Origin of the sequence: Flagellimonas sp. 389 (assembly GCF_018449435.1) — a bacterium.
In the GTDB taxonomy this organism is placed as follows: domain Bacteria; phylum Bacteroidota; class Bacteroidia; order Flavobacteriales; family Flavobacteriaceae; genus Flagellimonas.
On record NZ_JAHCMU010000020.1, the window covers coordinates 20319 to 43568 of the forward strand.

Genomic DNA, 23250 nt, shown 5'->3' on the forward strand with positions numbered 1-23250 from the left:
TTTATTTTAGTAAATTCAAACGCATTAAATTAACACAATGAATCAGTATATCCTTGCCTTAGATCAAGGCACCACAAGTTCCCGAGCCGTAGTTTTCGATAAAAAAGGAACTATAATATCCGTTTCCCAAAAAGAGTTCACCCAAATTTTCCCCAAGCCAGGATGGGTAGAACACGATGCAGATGAAATTTGGGCCACACAAGCAGGGATGGCAGCCGAAGCCGTAAGCAAAAAAGGATTGAAAGGAGAACAAATTGCTGCGATAGGGATTACCAATCAACGTGAAACTGTTGTGGTATGGGACAGAAATACAGGCAAACCCATATACAATGCCATAGTTTGGCAAGACAAAAGAACTGCAAATTATTGTGACGAACTTAAAAGTCAAGGGAAATCTGAAATGATACGGGAAAAGACCGGTCTGGTCATTGATTCTTACTTCTCGGGCACCAAAGTAAAGTGGATCCTTGACAATGTTCAAGGTGCTCGCGAAAAAGCTGAAGCCGGTGATTTGGTACTCGGCACCATAGATACCTGGTTAATCTGGAAGATGACCGAGGGGAAAATGCACATTACCGATGTTACCAATGCATCCAGGTCCTTGCTCTTCAACATAAATACCATGGAATGGGACAATGAACTTTTGGAACTTTTTACCATCCCCAAAAGTATGCTCCCCGAAGTAAGGCAATCCAGCGAGGTATACGGAAATACAAGTCCAAATTTTTTCGCTGCTAAAATTCCAATAGCTGGTATTGCCGGTGACCAACAAGCAGCATTGTTCGGCCAAATGTGCACCAAGCAGGGAATGGTGAAAAATACGTATGGCACAGGTTGTTTTATGCTTATGAATATTGGTGAAAAGCCCATTGTTTCTAAAAACAACCTTTTGACCACGGTAGCCTGGAAAATAAATGGAAAAACGCATTATGCACTGGAAGGAAGTATTTTTATTGCCGGAGCGGTCGTGCAATGGCTTCGTGATAGTCTAAAAATTATAAAAACCTCTTCTGATGTTGAGCAACTTGCAGGTTCTGTGGATAGCTCAGAAGGTGTTTATTTTGTGCCAGCCTTTGCTGGATTGGGTGCCCCGCATTGGAATCAACATGCCCAAGGAACCATTTTTGGACTAACCCGTGGAAGTACCGATGCACATATTGCCAGAGCCGCTTTAGAATCCATTGCCTACCAGACCATGGATATTTTGAAAGCCATGGAAGCAGATTCTGGAATTTCGATAAAAGAGCTTAGGGTCGATGGCGGTGCCACTGTAAACGATTTGTTGATGCAATTCCAGGCAGATGTTTTGAACACCGTAACTATTCGACCAAAAATAGTAGAGACTACAGTGATGGGGGCGGCTTATTTGGCCGGACTTGCTGTTGGGTATTGGGAAAGCCAGGAAGAAATTCAGGATATTTGGCAAACCGATGTCCATTTTAAACCATCCAATGAAAGAGCGTATATAGATGCTGGAATTAAAGGATGGTACAGGGCCATTGAAGCTTTGGAACACTGGACAAAAAATCAGTAAACTATTGGCAGTTGACAAACAAAACTATTTACCCATAAAACTTTAACAAACCAACCATGACTCCCTTTATTGCTGAAATTATGGGAACGTTCCTCCTCATTCTTTTGGGATGCGGTGTAAACGCAAACGTATCATTAAAAAAAACCTATGGAAGCGACTCAGGTTGGATAGTGATTACAACAGGATGGGCTTTTGCCGTATACACGGGAGTAGTCGTCGCAGGACCTTACAGCGGCGCACATCTCAATCCTGCCGTTACTATTGGTCTAGCAATAGCAGGAGAGTTCTCTATTTATGATGTTCCTAATTATATTTTGGCTCAATTTATAGGGGCTATGCTTGGCGCCTTCTTTGTGTGGCTAATGAACAAGGATCATTTTGATGCCACTGAAGATGGAAATAGTAAAAGAGGTGTTTTCTGTAATGCGCCTGCCATTCCCAATGTTTTTTTAAACATGTTGACCGAGATTCTAGGTACTTTTGTTCTGGTCTTTGCCGTACTCTATTTTACCGATGCTGTTTCCATGAAGGACAATACCATAATTGGTTTGGGTTCTCTTGGGGCATTGCCCGTTGCTATTATTGTATGGGGAATAGGTTTATGTTTGGGTGGAACGACCGGTTATGCCATTAACCCTGCCAGGGATTTAGGACCGAGAATCATTCATGCATTGGTTCCAATTAAAAACAAGGGTTCCAATGGTTGGGGTTATTCTTGGATTCCCGTAGTAGGACCAATTCTGGGAGCTGCCCTTGCCGCAGGTATCGCTATGGTTCTTCAATGATTATTCGGAAGAGATTGCTTGTGCAGCTATGTAAGCGCCCGTCCAAGCGTTCTGAAAATTGAAGCCACCCGTTATTGCATCCACATTTATTATTTCTCCAGCAAAGTAAAGGTTTGGGTGTATTTTGCTTTCAAAAGTCTTGAAATTAATTTCTTTTAAATCTACGCCTCCAGCGGTTACAAACTCCTCTTTAAAAGTACTTTTCCCTTCGACTCTAAACGAACATTGCGTAAGCTGTTGTGCTAAATTTTGGAGTTTTTCTTTTGTAACATCCGTCCATTTTAAGTCTTTTTCGATACCGGCAGCCTTTACCAAACTTGACCACAACCTTCTGGGCAAATCCACTACCTGTGTTCTCAAGATAGTTTTCTTTGTTTCTACCTTTTTTACTTCTTTAAGGAGCATCTCCATAGACTCTGTTGAATACTCGGGAGTCCAATTAACATTTATCCTAAAATTATATTTATAATCATGCAATATGTTTGCCCCCCATGCCGAAAGCTTCAAAATAGCAGGACCACTCAACCCCCAATGTGTTATCAATACGGGGCCTTCGGATTGTAGAACCGGTTCTTCTCTTGAAACACTCTTTAGTTTGACATCTACTTTGGATGAAAAAATCTTCTTTGGTAAAACTTCAGCAGTGGCAAATGCACTTACTCCTTGAATTCCCTTTATCCGTTCATCATTTATATTGAAGGTAAACAGCGAGGGAACTGGTGAAACCACCTTATGCCCTATCGACTCTAAGATAGTCCACATTTTGGGGTTGCTTCCAGTTGACAGGACCAGTTTTGTACAGTTGTAGTGCTTGTTCATGGTGGTTACCTGCCAACCGTCACCGTTTTCATTTTTCTTGAAGTGTTTAACGGCACTATTTTTTAAAACCTGTATTCTCAGACGTTTCGTTTCCGAAAGAAGGCAATCAATAATGGATTGTGAGGAATTGCTTTGTGGAAAAACCCGTCCGTCGGACTCTACTTTTAAGGGCACTCCTCTTTCCTCAAAAAATGTCATGACGTTTATGGGAGCATAGGTATGAAATGGACCCAAAAGTTCTTTTCTGCCCCTGGGATAGTTGTTTACCAATTCATGTGCAGAGAATTCACCATGGGTTACATTGCAACGACCGCCACCTGAGACCTTGACTTTTGAAAGTACATTCTTTCCTCTTTCAAAGATGGCAATTTTAAGCTTTGGTGACTGCTCTGCAATATGGATGGCCGTGTAAAATCCTGCTGCGCCACCACCAACGATTATGACATCGAACATTAATGTACCCGTTCTGGAAAATTGGTGATAATGCCATCTACTCCAAACGCTTTCATTCTTTGAATATCGTCAGGTTCATTGACCGTCCATGTGTAGATTTTAAACCCCTCATCCTTAATTTTTCCCGCATTCTCTTCGGTCAATGTTGTGTAATCAGGGTTTATAGCGACAGCATTTAATTCTTTGGCTACTGAAATTGCATCCATTGGGTCTTCTTCGGTCAATACGGCAATCTTTATGTTTGCATTGATTTTTCGCATTTCCCTCAACTCGTCCCAATTAAAGCTGGAGATAACGAAATTGTCCAAAATCCACCCTTTTCCTTCAATATAGTTTTCTATTATAAAATTTACCCTTTCAGAAGTATTGGCTCCTTTAAGTTCTATGTTCAGTGCTACTTTATTATCAATTAGTTTTAGAACATCTTGAAGCATCGGAATTTTATGGTTTCCGTCAAGGGTAAGTTTTTTTAAATCATAGATGTTGTATTCTTCGATGTTGCCACCACTGTTGGAAAGGCGTTCCACGCGTTCATCATGAAAGACCACTATTTCCCCGCTCGATATCTTGAACACATCGATTTCTATCATATCCACACCCAAATCCAAGGCTTTCTGGACCGAAGCCAACGTATTTTCGGTCTCATGTCCCATAGCGCCCCTGTGTCCGATGACCAATGGTTTTTTTTCTATCATACTACAACTATTGAGTAAAAAAGCAGCTACTAAAGCTAATGGTATGTTTTTCTTCATCATGATTATTTTACACCATTAAAAATACAACTTGAAAGTGAATTGGAACAGTAAAACAATTAATTGCAAGTCCTTATAAGGTAAGGTAATGAAAATGGCTCAGCAAAGTCTCCCTCACACCAATATTATCTAGATTCAGACCGACAAAAACCCAGATTGGAACAAGTAACTTTTATTGGGCAACACATAAAATAACCGATTCCAAAGGTTGAAGCTCAATGGCTACGACTCCGACCCCATCTTTTACATTGAGTTTTGTGTTCTTCTTTCCGTAGAGTTTTTCCACCAAACTGTGCTCACCATCCGCCAAATTCCACTTAGAAATTACGTCTTGTGGCAACCTTAAATCAAAGGCGTAGTTGTTATCAGAATCAAAATTTGAGACAACGATCAATTTTTCATTTTCGGACCACCTAACATAGGAGAGCACCCTATGGTCATAATTTTCGGTATTGTCCTTATTGAAAAAATGAATCTCCTGATAGTTCCCCATCAGTGCTTCACTGGTAATGGTAAAGTTTAAAAGGCGTTTGTAAAAATCTCGAAGGGTTTTCTCTTCTTCTGAAAGCTGCCCGCCATCAAACTTCTTATTGTTTATCCATCTTTGGTGGTGCGGAACTCCAATATAATCAAATATGGAAGTACGTGTAGGTTTGCCAAAACCTGCATCTTCTGCTCCTGGCTCTCCCACTTCTTGTCCAAAATAAATCATGGTTGGCGAGGTACTCAGGGTTGCGGAAACCACCATTGCCGGTTTTGCTATTTCTGCCCTGCCCACAAAATCTGGACTTGCAATACGTTGTTCGTCGTGGTTTTCCAGAAAGTGTAGCATATGGTGTTCAATATCGGCCATGCCCTTTTGCACAACGGGGATATGGTCGGTCCAGCCATAGCCTTTCATAATATGCTTGATGCTATCGTACAACTCTACCTTATCGTACAAATAATCCATCTTCCCTTTGTGGATGTAATCCCTGTAAAGTTGGGGATTATAGACTTCAGCCAAAAGGAAAGCATCAGGATTCTTGGTTTTGATATTGGAATTCAAATAACTCCAAAACTCTACGGGCACCATTTCGGCCATATCAAAACGAAAGCCATCCACGCCAAGGTCAAGCCAGTACAGTGTGATATCCTTGAACTTATCCCATGAATCAGGAATTGTTTTATCCTTCCAGAACTCCAAATGTGCTTTATAATTTTTGTTGCCAAAGTCCTCTGACAGCCCATCAAAATCCTTAGTGCCATCTGGTCTTACCCCATAATTTACTTTGACTGTCTCATACCAATCGTTAAAATGGGGTTGTGCCAGTCGTGATCCGTTACCAGTCCATTTAGCAGGTCGCTCCTTGAACGCTCCATCAGAAAACTTATTTTGGCTTCCTCCAAGTGGAAGGTATCCATCTTGCCATTGGGGCACGGTAAACGATGAATCGGGGATGTAATAAAAATTGTTATTGACATCATACTCCAAAGTGGTATCGTCATTGGCGCCAAAATCTGAAACTCCTTCAGGATTGGTCAGACCTTCATAGTTTCTGGCGACATGGTTGGGAACAATATCAATAAGTACTTTCAATCCTATTTTGTGTGTTCGATCCACCAATGCTTTGAACTCTTCCAATCTTTCTGAAGGGTCAATTGCCAAATCAGGGTTTACATTATAGTAGTCTTTAACAGCATAAGGAGAACCCGCACGTCCTTTTACCACATCGGGGTCGTCGTTGGAGATACCGTAATCCGTGTAATCATTTATTACAGCATGATGGGGAACGCCCGTATACCAAATATGTGTTACGCCAAGGTCTTTGATTTCCTTTAGTGCTTCTTCGGTAAAATCGGCAAACTTCCCTACTCCATTTTCTTCAATGGTACCCCAAGGATTGTTAGTGGTATTGGTATTACCAAAAAGTCGTGTAAAAACCTGATAAACTACAGCCTTTTTCTTCATTTTTTTCTCAACTGTTTTCTTTTCTGTTTTCTGTTCACACGAATGAATCGACACTAAGACCATAAGTATGGGTAAGTAGAGGTATCGCTTCATGCTTCAACTACTTTTCCCGGAATTAATGTCAATGGTGTATTGTTCACTTGAATTGCAAGTTCTTTTTCTCCGGTGATGTTAAAGCTAGTACCTTGTTTTGAAACCGATATTGTAATAATTTGATTTCTGAAATTAATCTTGAAAGCATATGAATTCCATTGCTCCGGAATTTGAGGTGTAAAATGAAGCTGGTCTTTAATTATCCGCATTCCCCCAAAGCCTTCTACAATGCTCATCCATGTACCGGCCATGGATGTAATGTGCAATCCTTCCTCTACTTCCTTATTGTAATCATCCAGGTCCAATCTTGATGTCCTTAAATAAAAGGTATAGGCCTGTTCCATTCTTCCCAAGGTTGCTGCCTGAATGCTATGTACACAGGGAGACAATGAGGATTCGTGAACAGTGTAAGGTTCATAAAAATCAAAATGTTTTTCTAACTCGTTTTTATTGAAATGGTCTTCAAAGAAATAGAAGCCTTGTAAAACATCGGCCTGTTTTATATAGGGGGAACGCAATATTCTGTCCCAACTCCACTTTTGGTTAATGGGTCTTTGTGATCTATCCAAATATTTGACCTTCACCAATTCTTTGTCCAAAAATCCGTCTTGTTGTAAAAACACCTCATGTTTCCCTGAATAAGGAAAATAAACATTGTTGGCCACTTTGCTCCAAGCTTTGGTTTCGGATGTCGTTAAACTGGTTTTGTCCCATACTCTTCCATAATCCTTTGGATATTTGGATTCAACCACCTCAAGTTGCTCCAAAGCATACTCTATGCACCATTTAGCCAAATAGTTGGTGTACCAGTTATTGTTGACATTGTTTTCGTATTCATTAGGGCCAGTAACTCCCAACATTACATACTGCTGCTTATCTTCAGAAAAATTAAAGCGTTGGTGCCAGAACCTTGCAATTCCTATTAAGACCTCCAATCCCATTTTTGGAATATAGCTATAGTCTCCTGTAAATCTATGGTAGTTGAAAATTGCAAACGATATTGCTCCATTTCTATGGATTTCTTCAAAAGTAATCTCCCATTCGTTATGACATTCTTCACCGTTCATTGTTACCATGGGATATAGTGCAGCCCCATTGGTAAAACCAAGTTTTTGTGCGTTCTCTATAGCTTTTTCCAAATGGTTGTAACGGTATTCCAATAAACTCCAAGCTACTTCTTGGTTCTTTGTGGCCATATAAAATGGAACGCAATAAGCTTCTGTATCCCAATACGTACTGCCCCCATATTTCTCGCCGGTAAATCCTTTTGGACCTATATTCAATCGCGAATCCCTTCCTAAGTAGGTCTGGTTCAATTGAAAAATGTTAAAACGTATGCCCTGTTGTGCTTTTACATCGCCTTCAATTTCAATATCGCTCATCTCCCAAATCTTTGCCCAAGCTTCTTTTTGTTTTTGAAGGAGTTCATCAAACCCGATTGTGGTCACTTTGTCCAAAACTTTGTTTGCAACATTGACAAGTTCCGATGCATCGTGATTCCGAGAAACTGTGTACCCACCGAATTTTACCAATGTAATTTTTTCTCCTTTTGAAACATTTTGCTCAAACCCAAGCCCAACAAAAGAATCTGTTTTCCTGTCTAATTTGGACTCCGATATTGTGGTGCCATTATACACTACATGCGCTTCCATAAAAGTACATGTAGAAAAATTGGTTTTCATGGTATGGGCTTCAATATAAGCCCTGTTTTCCTTATAATCGACGTTGGTCGTGTTCCAAAACTTATCGTCCCAATTGCTATCTTCATTTGTAATACCACTGTCCAAATAAGGCGTAAAAGTTACTTTAGCATCAGCATTCAGCAATTCTATTTCCATCTTTATAGCACCTACTTCATCAATATCTAAACTCAAAAAACGTGAAACGGTTATGGAAACCTCAATATCATTGGATAAGGTTGCCCTAAAATTTCGACGATACCACCCTTCTTTCATGTTCAGTTCCCTTTTAAAACCGGAAACTTCTTTACAAGTATTCAAATCCAGCGAAACATCATCAATTTGAACATTAATACCAATCCAGTTTGGTGCATTCAACACTTTTGCAAAGTACTCTGGATAGCCGTTTTTCCACCAACCCACTCTGGTTTTATCAGGATAGTAGACCCCTGCAATGTAGCTCCCCTGAAAGGTATCTCCGGAATACTGTTCTTCAAAATTGGCCCGCTGCCCCATAGCACCGTTGCCAAGGCTGAACAAACTTTCTGAAGATTTTACTTGTTCTTTGTCAAAACCTTCTTCTATTATGGACCAAGGGTCCGCTTTTATATAATCTTGATTCATTACTGTAAACTAAAATGTAGGTGGTTAAATATGTGCCTTGAAATAAGGCATCACAAAATTAATTAATTGTGGAATCCCTGACCACTAATGTTGGCTCTAAAATTTTGGTTTGAAATGTTTCTTCTTCAACTTCGCTTTCAATTTTATCGATCAACATTTGGGCAGATGTTTCTCCCATTTTTTCGCCATGCTGTGCTACGGCGGTTAAGCTGGGGTTTGCATATTTGGACAAGAGTCCATCTGTAAAACCTATAAATGAAACATCGTTAGGAATATGAAGTCCTTTTTTCTGAATTAGCTTCATACTATAAACGGTGAAAATCTCATTAACGCACAATACAGCGTCCATGCTGTTGGAATCAAAGAAATCAATAATGCTTTTTTCATCTATTTCCATTGATGAAAGTTTAAGGATCAGGGATTCGTCGACAGGAAGGTTGTTTTCCATAAGCGCTTTTCTGTAGCCTTCGGTACGGGCCTTACTTACGCTTAAGTAATCACCCGTAGTGATTAAGGCTATTTTTTTTCGCCCTTGTTCTATAAGCTTTTTAGTTGCCATGTAGGCCCCTAATTGATCATCTATGATTACTTTATCACAATCAATTTCGTTGGTAATTCGGTCAAACAATACAACGGGTATGCCTTGTTCCGTAACTTCTTTTAAATGGTTGAAATCTCCTTTTTGTTGTGTCTCGGAAGATAGGGACATGATAAAGCCATCGATACTTCCATTCGCCAACATCTCCATATTTATGACTTCTTTGTCGAAAGATTCCTCAGAAAGACAAACGATGACATTGTAACCTTTTGCATTCGCATATTTTTCAATACCTCTGATTACAGTAGTAAAAAAATGGTGGACGATGTCCGGTATCACCACCCCTATATTTTTAGTCCTTTTGTTCTTGAGGCTTATGGCAATATTATTTGGCTTGTAATTGTAGAGTTTAGCGAAAGCCTGAATTTTTTCTTTCGTATCCCTGCTTATCTCCTCACTGTTCTTTAAGGCCTTTGATACGGTAGAAATAGAAACTTCAAGCTCTTTTGCAATATCTTTTAATGTAATCTTAGTTTTCAATAGTAAAGAGATTTGTTTTTGTTAGTTACGGTTTTCAAATTACTCAATAAAGCAGCGTAACTTAATCAATTGATTTTTTTTAACAAAAACTAATGTGAATACCTACAAAAATTCCTTAAGATGTGTTAACATAATGTAAAAAATAAAAATAGTATATTAGCGTAAACGATAGGAATTTAATTATTTTATCGACTTTACATTATGATTTACATAAATTAACTCTTTTAGTTTTGTGAACCTTTCATTTTTTCAAAGTTATTAACACGAAACCGTTTTCGTAACAGGTGACACACTCCTTAAATTTAGATTAACATTTTTTTTATATATGTTTAACACTTGAATTAAAATTAACTAAACTTAAAATTAATTATTTATGAAGATTACGCTACTTAAAAGTTTTCTGTTATTGGGAGCATTTATTTGCTTTGGAATAGCGAAAGCTCAGACAGTATCAGGTACTGTTTCGGACGCAAGTGGTCCTTTGCCGGGAGCCAGTGTTGTAGTTAAAGGAACAACCAACGGTACTCAAACTGATTTTGACGGTAACTATACTTTAAATGATGTTGCTGGTGACGCGGTTATCGTTTTCAGTTATATTGGCTTTTCCTCCCAGGAGGTTTCTGTAAGTGGACAAACAACTATAAATGTTGTTTTACAAGAAGATGCAAGCGAATTGGACGAAGTTGTTGTTGTTGGTTATGGTACTCAAACAAGGAGAACAGCAGTTGGTGCTATTGAGAGTGTCAAATCTGAAGAGTTCAACAAAGGTGTAATAGTAAATCCACAGCAATTAATTCAAGGTAAATCTGCGGGTGTTCAAATTTCAGCATCAAACGGAGAACCTGGAGCAGCTGTAAATGTTCGTATTAGGGGTACTGCTTCTGTACGTTCCAATAACAACCCTTTATATGTAGTTGATGGTGTTCCGCTAAGCGGTTCTGCAACAAATGCAAGAGTTGGAGGCGGTAACGCAGATGGAACCGGAGGTGGTAACACAGACCTTGGAACTAGTTCAGCTATTGACCCATTAAGTTTTTTGAATCCTAATGATATTGCAAGTATTGATATACTTAAAGATGCTGCTGCCACTGCTATCTATGGATCAAGAGGTGCTAACGGTGTCGTTTTGATTACTACAAAAAGTGGTAAGTCCGGAAAAAGTGTTTTGGAGTTCTCTTCGACTTTATCAGTTGGATGGGTACCAAACCAATTAGAACTTTTGAATAGAGATCAGTTCTTAGATGCTCAAAACCGTTTGGCAAATATTTTGGTTCCAGGCAGTACTTTTCCTGATGCAGGTTTTAATACAAATACTCAAGATGTGATATATAAGACATCTTTTACACAAAATCATAATCTTTCTTACGGTGGAGGCAATGAAAATGGTAATTACAGAATTTCCATGGGATACCAAGATCAACAAGGTGAAGTAGAAGATAGTGAATTTGACAGATTAACCTTACGTATCAATGCTTCTCAACGTTTCTTCGACAATAAGTTAAGACTGACAACACAAGCTACAATTTCTAATATTGAAAACCAACGGGCGCCAATTTCTGATGGTCCGAATGCACGAGGAGATTTGTTATCCGCAGCTTGGAATTTTGCCCCTGACCAAGCTTTAACAGGATCAGGTAGTGGTGATTTTGTTGGTGGTTTTTATCAACCTTCTGCGGAAAGAAGAAACCCTTTGGCGCTATTAGAATTGACAAGAACAGCTTCCAGCACTCTAAGAGCGCTTATAAATGTTGGAGCCAAATATAATTTCACCGACAATTTAAGCTTTAATACTAATGTCGGTTTGGACAAGTCTGTTTCTTCATCTTATCAAGTGCAATCTCGAAATTTTGTGTCCGACCAAACACTAAATGTTGGTAGAGGCTTTTTTAACGAACAGGATTTGATTAATACCACTTGGGAATCGTACTTTAACTTCAATAAGGCTTTTGGTGATAATGTACTTGACATGACGCTAGGACATTCTTATCAAGAATTTGTTACAGAAACTATTTTTATCAGATCAGCCGGTTTTAGAACAGATAATTTATTTCAAATGGTTAATAATATAGCCTCTTCCACTGCCCAGACTGTGGATAGTACCCAAGATATAGATGAATTACAGTCTTTCTTCTTTCGTACCAATTATTCAATTAAAGGGAAATATAATTTTTCAGGTACAGTAAGAGTTGACGGGTCTTCTCGTTTTGGTGGAAATAACAAGTATGGAACGTTTGGCTCTGTAGGTGCTGCTTGGACACTTTCAGAAGAAGATTGGTTTCCAGAGTTTTTTGATACTTTTAAACTTAGAACAGCATGGGGTGTTGTAGGTAACCAAGAAGGTCTTGGTACAAACCAATTTATTAGAAGAGACCGTTTTACCATACAGAATATTAACAATGAAGGTGTTGAAGAAGCCCGTGGACTAGGTAATGTAGCTTTTAATAATGCTGACTTGAAGTGGGAAGAAAACACACAGTTTACAGTAGGTATTGACTACGGTTTCTTGGACAACAGAATTACTGGTTCATTAGAGTATTACAACTATGTGACAGATGGATTTTTGCTACAACAAGTAAGTCCTCAACCCGCTTTAAATCCTTTTTTCTTCTCAAATGTTGATGGAGAAATTAAAAACTCAGGAGTTGATTTCACAATCAATGTAATTCCAATTGAGACGGAAGATTTTACATGGGATTTCAATTTGAATTTTAACTATAACGAAAATATCTTACAGAACTATGATGGAGTTGCAATTGATGCAGGTCCTATCAATGGACCTGGTCTAACAGGCGCATTCTCCCAGAGACTTGCCAATGACCAACCTCTGTTTAGTTTTTTCGTACAGGATTGGGTAGGGCTTTCTCAAGATACCGGAGTTCCTGAGACTACAGGTATAAATCAGTTTCGTTTATCAAACGGCGAGATTTCTTCTGTAGGCGAACAAGTGTTCATTGGTGAAAGTGGTTTACCAGATGTAACTTTAGGTATTACCCAAAATTTTAAATACAAGAATTGGGATATGAGCTTATTCTTTAATGGTCTCTTTGGGCAGTCTATCTATAATAATAACAGAAATGCTTATTTAACGATAGGTAATTTGGCACAAGGTCGTAATGCTACAGTTGAAGCAGCTTCATTCATTGGAACAGAAAATCCCTTGAATATTCAAGAAGTATCCAGTAGATTTATTGAAGATGGTTCTTTCTTAAGACTACAAAATGTAAGCGTAGGCCATAATGTTCAATTGCCAGAAAACAGTATTTTTAGCAGTCTTAGACTTTTTGCAAATGCGCAAAATCTCTTTGTAATAACAGACTATAGCGGGCAAGACCCTGAAGTTTCCATACCAAGGGTATTAAATAACGTTCCTTCCGCAGGTATTGACTTGACAGCATTTCCTAGACCAACAACAATTTCTATAGGCTTTAATGCAAGTTTCTAAATAAAAAAATTGACAATGAGAAAAAAAGAAATCTTTAAGAAAAAAATCTTCCAATGCTTGGGAGTGGCTGCTACCTTAGTTTTGGCGCAGTCTTGTACGGATTTAGAACCTAATTTTGGTGACTCAACTAGAATTGAGAGTACATCTGGTGAATTTTCTGGTGTATCCGATCCAGATGGTGCTTTGACTAATTTATACACGGGTATTGAAAACTTGAATGCTCAGCAAAATGAATATGCCCTTATGGAAGTTTCAGCAGAGAATATAGCTGTTTTGACTAGAGGTGCTGACTGGGGCGATAACGGCGTGTGGCGCTTGTTACACAACCATAATTGGTCCGCAGGACATTTAGATGTTCTAAATTCATGGAATAGAAGGAATCAGGAAGTTTTTAACGCAACACAACTTATTGATCCAGCTTCTACCAAGACGCCTAGTGTTTTAGCTCAAGCTCAAGTAATTCGTGCCATGAACATGTTCATGGTAGTAAGTTTTTACGGTGTTGCTCCTTTTAGAGAAGTTAATGACGGTGCAGATGTTTTTCCAGCAGTACTTAGTGCACAAGAGGCATATGATTTCATACTAAATGATATCAATGCAGCAATAGACAGTGGTAACTTGAGTAATCGAGGACCTAGTGTGGATGATGCCGATAGATTTACTATTGGAGAAGCAGTTGCCAGATTCGTTAGGGCAAAAATAAATCTCAATGCAGAACGTATTTTGGGTACAGCTCCTAACGGTGCTTATCAGGCTGTGATTGACGATATTGACGCTATTGAAGATCTAGGCTACAGTTTAGATGAAAGCGATAATTACTATGACATTTGGAGTCCCGCAGAAAACAGTGAGGTTCTTCTTCATTTGAATACAGGAACTGGCGAGCGTGTTTGGAATCAATTACATCCAAATCAAGGTGGCTGGAACGGGTTTGTTACACTTACTGAAACATTTAGACTTTTTGGAACAGATGATGAAAGCCAAGATTCTCGATTGGGTGTTCCTGGACCTGAAGTCAATGGTGTAAGTGTAGGATATCTACGTGGACAACAAAAGGATGGTACAGGTGCTGATTTAACAGATAGACAAGATAATCCATTAGTATTTGAAGATGAATTATTGACAAGTTTGGAAATAAACAATGAACGAAATGGTATCCGTATTGTAAAATATCCACAACGTGGAGAGGATGGAAGACCTGCTCCTATCAACAATTTTGTTTTTATCCGTTTTTCTGAAGCTGTTCTTATGCGTGCAGAAGCTTCTCTAAGAAACGGTGGTGGCGGTAACCCTACTGCTGATATTAATTTAATTCGTGAAAGAGCAGGGGCCACAACTATCGGAGATGCTACATTACAGGATGTATATGATGAATACAGAAGAGAAATGAATGCAGAATCCAATATAACGGGTCAACGAGAAAGACAAATACGTTTTGGCACTTTTGCAGATACATGGGAATTAAAAGAAAATCAAGATGAATTTAGAAAGTTATTTCCAATTCCACAAAATGCTTTAGCCAATCCAAATTTAGTCCAAAACGAAGGTTACTAAAATCAATACAGTTTAAGTTTATCAATAAAAGAGGGCAACTAGTTGCCCTCTTTTTTATTACAAGGTTCAACAGCGTTAATATCAAGTCATCATTATGAAAATTGACTCAAAATAGTTAGTTTTCAGAATATAATAGATGATACCTTTTGGTAAAATCAAAAACATACTTTTAAAAATTATAATAGTTTTTATATATTCAAACTTATCTCAGCATCAGATGTCAAAAAGACTTCTTTTTTACTTCACAAGTATTTTAATTTTTCTGTTTATTTCTTGTTCAGAAAAGAAGACAGAAGAAAAAGATAAATCTTCCCAACTACTTTTCACGGCCTTAGATAGCACACAAACTGGTATATCCTTTATAAATCAAATAGAAAATGAGGAAGATTTTAATATTTTCCTGTACCGAAACTTCTATAATGGCGGTGGGGTTGCTATTGGAGACATCAATAAAGACGGATTGCCCGACATCTACCTTACCGCTAACCGCAAAAAAAACAAACTGTTTCTAAACAAAGGAAATTTCACTTTTGAAGACATTACTGAGTCTGCTGGTGTTTCCGGAACCAAAGCATGGTCAACCGGGGTAGTTTTGGTGGATATCAATGCCGATGGCCTTTTGGATATTTACGTCTGCAATGCTGGTAATATTAAAGGAGATGACCAGAAAAATGAACTCTTCATCAACAATGGAGATTTAACGTTTACCGAAAAAGCGGAACAATACAACTTAGCAGATAGTGGGTTCACTACGCATGCAGCATTCTTCGATTATGATAAAGATGGAGACCTTGATGTATACATGCTGAACAACAGCTTCATCCCAGTAGCTAGTTTAGGGTATGAAAATAAAAGAGACTTAAGAGCCGAAGACTGGAATGTCATAGATGAAATAAAAGGTGGTGGAGATAAACTGTTTCGAAATGATAATGGTGTTTTTAAAGATGTAAGCGAGGAGGCCAACATATACGGGAGCCTTGTGGGGTTTGGTCTAGGAGTCACTATAGGGGATATTAACAATGATCTTTTCCCTGATATCTATGTGTCCAATGATTTTTTTGAACATGACTATCTCTACATTAACAATCAAGATGGAACTTTTACCGAAAGTATTAAGGATTGGGCCAACCATTTAAGCTTATTTTCCATGGGAGCGGATATGGCAGATATCAATAACGATGGAAAGTCGGATATTTTTGTTACGGATATGTTGCCCGAAGGCGATGAAAGATTGAAAAACACGACTACTTTTGAGACCTACGACACACACCAACGAAAACTGCAGAATGATTATTATTATCAATACATGCAGAATACGCTGCAACTGAATCAAGGAAATTCGTTTTCAGAGATTGCCAATTATAGTGGAGTTTCCGGAACGGACTGGAGCTGGGGAGCGCTTCTCTTCGATATGGATAATGACGGTTATCGAGATATTTATGTGTGCAACGGTATTTACCATGACTTGACCAATCAAGACTTTATAGATTTTTTTGAAGATGTAGCTAGGCAACAAACTGCTATTTCTGGGAGTAAAGACCAAAAAGATGCGGTAATCAATGCTATGCCCTCCACCCCTATCTCAAATTATGCTTTTAAAAACAATGGAGATTTAACTTTTTCAAATTCATCTGAAAGTTGGGGATTAAATACCCCTAGTTTTTCCAACGGGGCAGCCTATGGGGATTTAGACAACGATGGTGACTTGGATATCATTGTAAACAACGTAAACCAAGAACTTTTTGTATACCGAAATAACTCCGAAAAGAGCTCGAACAATTATATCAATATAAATCTGGTAGGGAAGGCTCCGAATACCTTTGGGGTAGGCAGCGTTGTAGAAGTTTTTACAGGGAGCGAAATAATACGGCAAGAATTGATTCCGAGCAGAGGTTTTCAATCCTCGGTAGATTATAAAATGGTTATAGGCCTCGGAAAAAAATCAACGATTGATTCGTTACGGGTGATATGGCCCAATGATGAAACCCAAACACTCACATCCGTTACCATCAACACAACATTAATACTCAAACAAGTTGATGCTGTTGAAATTTTCAAAAAGATTGAAGAAATCAAAACACCATTTTTGACCGAAATAGAATCTTCGATACCTAGGCATATTGAGGACAGGCATGTAGATTTTGATTATGAAGGGCTTATATCAAAAATGCTTTCCAAAGAAGGACCAACAATTGCTGTAGCGGATATTGACAATGATGGCAATGAAGATATTTTTATTGGTGGTGCCAAAGGCGAAGCCGCAAAAATATATCTGCACAAAGGGAATGGCACACTAAAGCCAGCATATGTCCAAGATGTTTTTAGGGCCGATAGGCTTTTTGAAGATACTGCTTCTGCTTTTGTAGATGTAGATGGAGATGGAGATATGGATTTAGTGGTTGGATCAGGCGGAAACATTCCTGGGGATGCAAGCAATTACCAGAATCGCATCTATATTAATGATGGAAAAGGAAACTTTTCCAAAAGCCCTAATAAAATAGCAAGTCTCAATACCAATGTTTCGGTAATTGCTCCCTATGATTTTGATGCTGATGGTGACCAAGACCTTTTTATTGGAAGCAGAAGTATCCCTGGCACATATGGTGTTACACCACAGCACCTATTTCTGCAGAATGATGGGAAAGGAAACTTTTCGGACATAACTGAAAGTAAAGCATTCCACCTTAAAAAAGCAGGAATGGTCACAGACGCCAAATGGGCAGATGTAGATGGGGATTCGAAAAAAGATTTGGTGGTAATGACCGATTGGGGAAGTCCTAAGATTTTCAAGAACAACGGAAGAAGACTTAGTCCGAAAACAAGTTCATTAGACAACTTACTCGGTTGGTGGAATACGGTTTATCCTAAAGATTTGGACAATGATGGCGATATAGATCTGGTATTGGGAAACCAAGGAAGCAATGCCGCGTACAATGCCACAAAAGAAGCTCCGGCCAAAATGTTTATCAACGATTTTGATGATAATGGAACAATAGAACAAATCGTTACAAGAAGTATTGATAATAAAGATTTTCCCGTATCCCTAAAAAGAGAACTGACCTCACAACTCGTATCGTTAAAAAAACAGAATTTGAAGTTTTCGGACTACGCAACTAAAAGTATTGATCAATTGATAGATACCAGCATTTTAAAAAACACTATTGTCAAAGAGGTTAATACTACCGAGAGCGTTATTGCGATAAACGATGGAACTGGTAATTTTGACATAAAGAAGCTGCCAAGAGAGACACAATTTTCGTGCATTTGTAGTGTTAACTGCAAGGATATTAACGGAGATGGCAAACTCGATATCATTTTAGCGGGCAATAATTACAATTTTAAGCCACAGTATGGTAGACTGGACGCAAGTTATGGTAGTGTCTTAATTGCAAGTGAAAATGGCGAGTACGATTGGTTACCTCATGATGAATCTGGTTTTTATGTGAGAGGTGAAGTAAAACATCTTCAAACCTTTAAAGATAAAAATGGTGTAGCGTTTTTATTTGTTGCCATCAATAGTCAGAAACCAAAAATATTTAGATACAACAAGTAGCTATTCACAATTTATTGGATGTAAACGTTTACATTTTTATTTGTAGATTTACAGCCATTCAGAATGCTTTCAAAAACAGCGACATATATATTGGGTATAGTGGTACTTATTGGTACCCTTTTAGGATATATATCTCCTGCAATAGCCCTTGGTGCAGGAATGGTTTGCGGAATCTTCAAGATTGCCGAACAGGATTTAGTTCAAAACAGTAAGAATTTCCAAAAAACCTTGTTACAGCTTTCGGTGGTTGGACTTGGTTTCGGAATTCACATGCAACAAGCCATAGAAGTTGGCTCAAATAGCTTTTTCATTACACTCATTACTATTGTTTGCACTTTTATCATTGCTTTTGCTATTGGCAAAATTCTTAAATCAGAAAGAATTACCACAATATTGGTTGCTTCTGGAACAGCCATTTGTGGTGGCAGTGCTATTGCAGCGGTCAGTCCAAGTTTAAAAGCCGATTCATCCCAAACCTCAATTTCACTTGCCATTGTTTTTTTGCTCAACGCTGTTGCACTATTTATCTTCCCATATATTGGTCATTACTTTGAACTAAATCAAATTCAATTTGGTACTTGGAGCGCCATCGCTATTCACGACACAAGTTCTGTGGTCGGCGCAGCGGAAGTTTACGGAAATGTTGCATTAAATGTAGCTACCACTACTAAACTGGTCAGAACACTTTGGATCATTCCATTAGTACTGATCATTTCGTTCGGTTCTAACTCAAAAGAAAAATTTACATTCCCATGGTTCATTTTTGGGTTTATCGGGGCAATGTTGATCAATTCTTACGTACCATCCGCTGAGGTTTTTAGTGAACATATTGTATGGGGTGCACGAAAGGCATTGATATTCACACTTTTCTTGATCGGTTTACAAATTAACATTTCACAACTAAAAAAGCTTGGCTTCAACATTCTAATAGTTGGTATTTTTACATGGATTGTTTTGGGCGTTGTCTCTTTACTATATGTCTTAAATTACGTTTAACATTTTAGAAATTCCTTTTGTGAAATCACAAATAGGGTTTAATAAAGGCTTACATGGCGGGAATAAAGGAAATTGCTAAACGAACTGGATTATCCTTAGCTACGGTATCAAGGGTATTCAACAACAGTGCGCTAGTTTCTCCAACAACAAGGCAAAAAGTACTAAAAGCAGCAAAAGACCTAGATTACCAGCCCAATATTACAGCGGCAGCTTTGCGCAGTGGAAAAAGCAAAATCATTGGGGTAATCGTCCCAGAAGTGAACAATTATTTTTTTAGTGGTATCATAAATGGAATAGAAGGAATTGTAAGCGAATCCGATTATAATATCATCATTGCACAATCCCATGAATCGCAAAAGAAAGAAAACGAAGCCCTAAACTCGTTTCTAAAACTAAATGTGGAGGGCATATTACTGTCCATTTCCAAACAAACAACTGACTTTTCTTCAATTAAAAAAATATTGAAGAGCAAAACACCCATAGTTTTCTTCGACAGGATACCAAATTTAGATAGTGTAAACTCTGTAACGCTCAACGATTATATGGGAGCCTTTATGGCAACAGAGCATTTACTAGAGAGAAATTGCAAAAACCTTGTTCATATTGCAGGTGACCCTAATGTTTCTATCTTTAATGATCGACACAAAGGATTTTCCAACGCTATTTTAAAAAGCGAACAAATTGGTGTTACCGCTACTTCGATTGAACTTACTACAGATGTAAAGAAGGATATGAAAATCTTAAAAACCCTGTTCAAATCAAATCCAAATGTGGACGGTATTTTTGCCTACGGGGACGAAGTAGGCCTTCATGTTTTAAACCTGCTCAAAGATTTAAAAGTAAATGTTCCAGAAAAAATAAAACTTATTGGATTTGGGAATGCAAATTTCAGCAACCTCACACAGCCCAAAATAAGTACTGTTGATCAAGAATGTTCTCAAATGGGAGAATTGGCAGCCGAGTTACTGCTCCAAAACCTCAACAATAAAAATGCAAAACCCCAAACCAAAGTACTATCACCCAAGTTAATTAAAAGAGCGTCTACTCAAGTATAGAATCCCTAAAACTTCAGCAGTTGAACAATTTGGTTCTGAATGGTTTTATCGGCATCCTCATGCATGGAATTGTTTTCTGAATTCAACAACTTAAAAATAGAAGAAATCGGATTTTTATTTGGATGGACATGAATTCCCAAGTGGTTCAACACATCTGCTAAATGATCCATCCCCCTCAAATTACCTGCTCTTCCCGAAGCTATTCCAGTAATACAGGCTTTTTTATTATCAAAGCTTGGTTTAATTTCACGAACAGACATCGCATCCAAGAGTAGTTTTACAATTCCGGGATAACTCCCGTTGTATTCTGGAACGAAAAACCAAAATTTAGAAGATGGTATAAAATAGGTGTCCTGTATCTCCTGAATCATTTTAGGTTGATCGGAATCTTTATACATGTTTTCATAAATGACATTACCTGTAAGTGGTGCTAAATCCAAAAATATCACTTCTTCTTTGGTTGCCGAACAAAGCTTCTCGTATGCATGCTTAGCAAAGTGCAAAGTTTTGTTATTTTTTCTATTGGATCCTGAGATTACTGTAATCATTCAAGCTAAAAATCAAATTAAACATAATATTTGATGGCGAAAATATGGAATTTTATAATGTAAACGTTTACATTTATCAGTAATTTATTTAAATTTGACCCTTAACACGACTCATTTAGCATACATGAAACTGACAAAAGACAGTATTTCCCCATATATTATCGGTACCATGAGATTGGGTACGTGGGGGAGCAATCTTAATACCACCGAATATGAACGTTTTATCGAAGGATGCCTTGATCTAGACTTAATAGATTTTGACCATGCAGATATTTATGGACACTACACCACCGAGGACGATTTCGGAAATGTGCTCAAGTCCAGAAAGGATTTAAGAAAGAAAATGCGCATTACTACTAAATGTGGTATAAAATTAATCTCAGAAAACAGACCTGAACATAAAATCAAATCATACGATTTAAGTGCAGATCATATAATTACTTCGGTCGAAAAATCGTTGGCAAGCCTTCAAACGGATTATATAGATGTGCTCTTGCTGCACAGACCAGATTACTTGTTTGATCCTCATGAGATTGCCGCTGCTTTTTCAAAACTTAAAAAAGAAGGAAAGGTTTTAGATTTTGGGGTGTCCAATTTCTCACCTTCGCAATTCGATTTATTGCACTCCCTTACTCCTTTGGTCACAAATCAAGTTGAAATATCATTATTGCACAGAAACGCTTTTGAAGATGGCACGTTGGATCAATGTCAAAAGTTAAATGTAATTCCGACCGCATGGTCCCCGCTCGGTGGAGGACTGTTGTTCAAAGAAGGAGCGGATGAAAAAATCCAAGCTATTCAAAAAACGTTGAGCACACTTGCGGAAAAGTATAGTGCAACTAGTGACCAAATCCTTTACGCATGGTTGCGGAAACATCCGTCAGGAATCATTCCCGTTCTGGGAACCTCAAAGATTGAGCGTATTCAAATAGCAAAACAAGCCCTGGACATCACATTGACCCACGAAGAATGGTATATGCTATGGGAGGCAGCACTAGGTAGAGAGATTGATTAGATAAAATATAAAGAAACTACAATGGATAATTTAAAAATAGAAATAAGATCTCCTCATTTAGAAGGAGCTGAAGTATCATGGTTTGCTCCAATTTGTAACGGAGACGATAGGTATTTGGGTGAACGAAGCATGAATCACAAAAGTACCTTTGAGAACACTTCCCAAATAGTACTTACTGCGGATAAAAATGGGTTTCGAAATATTTTATGTCCTTCATCATATCAAGTTGGACAAGATACACTCCCTTTTGTTTCCGCAGTTGCTCCAATGACGGAACAAATCAATTTATTGGCTGCAATTCGCTGCGGAGAAATTCACCCTCCGATGTTAGCAAGAACGTTGGCCACCATAGATCATATTTTAAAAGGCAGATTCACCATTAATATCATTTCCTCTCCCCTACCTGGCGAAGAAATGTCATCGGAAGACCGGTACCAAAGATCAAGAGAGGTAATTGAAATTTTAAAACAAATTTGGACGCAAGATGATATCGATTATAAAGGCAAGTTCTATAATTTGAAGCTTTCGTCCTCTCCTGGCAAACCTTATCAAAATGGTGGTCCATTACTCTATTTTGGAGGTTATTCACCTGCTGCAGTAGATTTATGTGCCGAACACTGCGATGTATATCTTATGTGGCCCGAGACTGAAGGAAACCTTCGTAAACTTATGGAAAACATGAGCGCAAAAGCAGCAAGTTATGGACGTAAAATCGACTTTGGGCTAAGGGTACATGTAGTGGTACGAGAAACCGAAGAAGAAGCACGAGCATATGCTGATAGTATTGTTTCCAAATTGGAAGTAGAACAAGGAAAGGAAATACGGGAAAGAGCCTTGGATGCAAAATCTTATGGAGTAAGCAGACAAGCGGAAATGAGAGAAATAGCCGAAGACGATGGCTATATAGAACCGCATATGTGGACAGGAATCGGCAGGGGACGTTCAGGATGTGGAGCAGCACTCGTTGGAAATCCAGACCAAATCGTAGAGAAACTAAACAGGTATATGGACATGGGAATCAGGGCATTTATATTTTCTGGTTATCCCCATAAGGAAGAGTGCGAACGTTTTGCAAAACTGGTTTTACCACGTCTAAAAACATTCTCAATGCCGAAAGTACAAGGAAAGGTAACTTCAGAAGAACCTATGAGTCCTTTAGGAGCTGGAATACGCATTTAAAGGTCCATAAAAAACTGATTTTGCAAACAAAATGGTATATTACATAATCAAGAATAATTTCATAACCAACCACCTCAAACTAGGCCAATCATATTTGATTGTAAATTGGAATGCTGTGCTATGGAATTAACTCACTTAAT

Annotated in this window: 15 protein-coding genes; 9 read left to right on the plus strand and 6 right to left on the minus strand. The window is 38.3% G+C overall.

What is annotated here, in order from left to right; all coding sequences use genetic code 11:
- The first annotated feature begins 37 nt into the window (after positions 1 to 37).
- Both glpK and KIM67_RS16260 read left to right on the plus strand, forming a co-directional pair.
- Positions 38 to 1534, plus strand: a complete 1497-nt coding sequence (gene glpK / locus KIM67_RS16255) for a glycerol kinase GlpK (RefSeq protein WP_213832610.1) — start codon at positions 38 to 40, stop codon at positions 1532 to 1534.
- Between the two features lie 56 nt (positions 1535 to 1590).
- The gene (locus tag KIM67_RS16260) at positions 1591 to 2319 is read left to right on the plus strand and encodes an MIP/aquaporin family protein (RefSeq protein WP_213832611.1); all 729 of its coding nucleotides are present in this window, start codon (positions 1591 to 1593) and stop codon (positions 2317 to 2319) included.
- On the opposite strand, the gene KIM67_RS16265 is transcribed toward KIM67_RS16260, so the two are convergent.
- The 5 genes from KIM67_RS16265 to KIM67_RS16285 all read right to left on the minus strand — a co-directional run bounded on the left by KIM67_RS16265 (position 2320) and on the right by KIM67_RS16285 (position 9768).
- On the minus strand, positions 2320 to 3591 hold the full coding sequence (locus KIM67_RS16265) for an NAD(P)/FAD-dependent oxidoreductase (protein WP_213832612.1): 1272 nt from the start codon (positions 3589 to 3591) through the stop codon (positions 2320 to 2322).
- Positions 3591 to 4286, minus strand: a complete 696-nt coding sequence (locus KIM67_RS16270) for a glycerophosphodiester phosphodiesterase family protein (RefSeq protein ID WP_250149296.1) — start codon at positions 4284 to 4286, stop codon at positions 3591 to 3593. The genes KIM67_RS16265 and KIM67_RS16270 overlap by 1 nt, the downstream gene beginning before the upstream one ends.
- Positions 4287 to 4515: 229 nt before the next feature.
- Positions 4516 to 6387: an alpha-amylase family glycosyl hydrolase gene (locus tag KIM67_RS16275; protein ID WP_213832613.1), complete on the minus strand. Its 1872-nt coding sequence runs from the start codon at positions 6385 to 6387 to the stop codon at positions 4516 to 4518.
- Positions 6384 to 8690 (minus strand): glycoside hydrolase family 65 protein, encoded by a 2307-nt coding sequence (locus KIM67_RS16280; RefSeq protein WP_213832614.1) that lies wholly within the window; start codon positions 8688 to 8690, stop codon positions 6384 to 6386. The genes KIM67_RS16275 and KIM67_RS16280 overlap by 4 nt, the downstream gene beginning before the upstream one ends.
- Positions 8691 to 8748: 58 nt before the next feature.
- Complete coding sequence (locus KIM67_RS16285) at positions 8749 to 9768, minus strand: LacI family DNA-binding transcriptional regulator (RefSeq protein ID WP_213832615.1); 1020 nt, start codon at positions 9766 to 9768, stop codon at positions 8749 to 8751.
- A 373-nt stretch (positions 9769 to 10141) separates the two neighbouring features.
- Between KIM67_RS16285 and KIM67_RS16290 the strand changes: the two genes are divergently transcribed.
- The 5 genes from KIM67_RS16290 (at position 10142) to KIM67_RS16310 (ending at position 20368) form a co-directional block, all read left to right on the plus strand.
- Positions 10142 to 13210, plus strand: a complete 3069-nt coding sequence (locus KIM67_RS16290) for a SusC/RagA family TonB-linked outer membrane protein (RefSeq protein ID WP_213832616.1) — start codon at positions 10142 to 10144, stop codon at positions 13208 to 13210.
- A 15-nt stretch (positions 13211 to 13225) separates the two neighbouring features.
- Entirely contained in the window at positions 13226 to 14764 is a 1539-nt protein-coding gene (locus KIM67_RS16295) for a RagB/SusD family nutrient uptake outer membrane protein (protein ID WP_213832617.1), read from the plus strand.
- Positions 14765 to 14981: 217 nt separating this feature from the next.
- A complete protein-coding gene (locus KIM67_RS16300) occupies positions 14982 to 18317 on the plus strand; it encodes a VCBS repeat-containing protein (RefSeq protein WP_213832618.1) in 3336 nt (1111 codons plus the stop codon).
- 63 nt (positions 18318 to 18380) lie between these two features.
- Complete coding sequence (locus KIM67_RS16305; RefSeq protein WP_213832619.1) at positions 18381 to 19313, plus strand: YeiH family protein; 933 nt, start codon at positions 18381 to 18383, stop codon at positions 19311 to 19313.
- Between the two features lie 53 nt (positions 19314 to 19366).
- The gene (locus tag KIM67_RS16310; RefSeq protein ID WP_213832620.1) at positions 19367 to 20368 is read left to right on the plus strand and encodes a LacI family DNA-binding transcriptional regulator; all 1002 of its coding nucleotides are present in this window, start codon (positions 19367 to 19369) and stop codon (positions 20366 to 20368) included.
- A 5-nt stretch (positions 20369 to 20373) separates the two neighbouring features.
- Here the strand turns inward: KIM67_RS16310 and KIM67_RS16315 are convergent, their stop codons facing one another.
- The gene (locus tag KIM67_RS16315; protein ID WP_213832621.1) at positions 20374 to 20916 is read right to left on the minus strand and encodes an NADPH-dependent FMN reductase; all 543 of its coding nucleotides are present in this window, start codon (positions 20914 to 20916) and stop codon (positions 20374 to 20376) included.
- Between the two features lie 124 nt (positions 20917 to 21040).
- On the opposite strand from KIM67_RS16315, the gene KIM67_RS16320 reads away from it, so the two are divergent.
- Both KIM67_RS16320 and KIM67_RS16325 read left to right on the plus strand, forming a co-directional pair.
- The gene (locus tag KIM67_RS16320) at positions 21041 to 21931 is read left to right on the plus strand and encodes an aldo/keto reductase family oxidoreductase (RefSeq protein WP_213832622.1); all 891 of its coding nucleotides are present in this window, start codon (positions 21041 to 21043) and stop codon (positions 21929 to 21931) included.
- A gap of 21 nt (positions 21932 to 21952) precedes the next feature.
- Positions 21953 to 23110 carry an LLM class flavin-dependent oxidoreductase gene (locus KIM67_RS16325; protein ID WP_213832623.1) on the plus strand — a complete coding sequence of 386 codons (1158 nt, stop codon included), beginning with the start codon at positions 21953 to 21955 and terminating at the stop codon, positions 23108 to 23110.
- Positions 23111 to 23250: the final 140 nt, after the last annotated feature.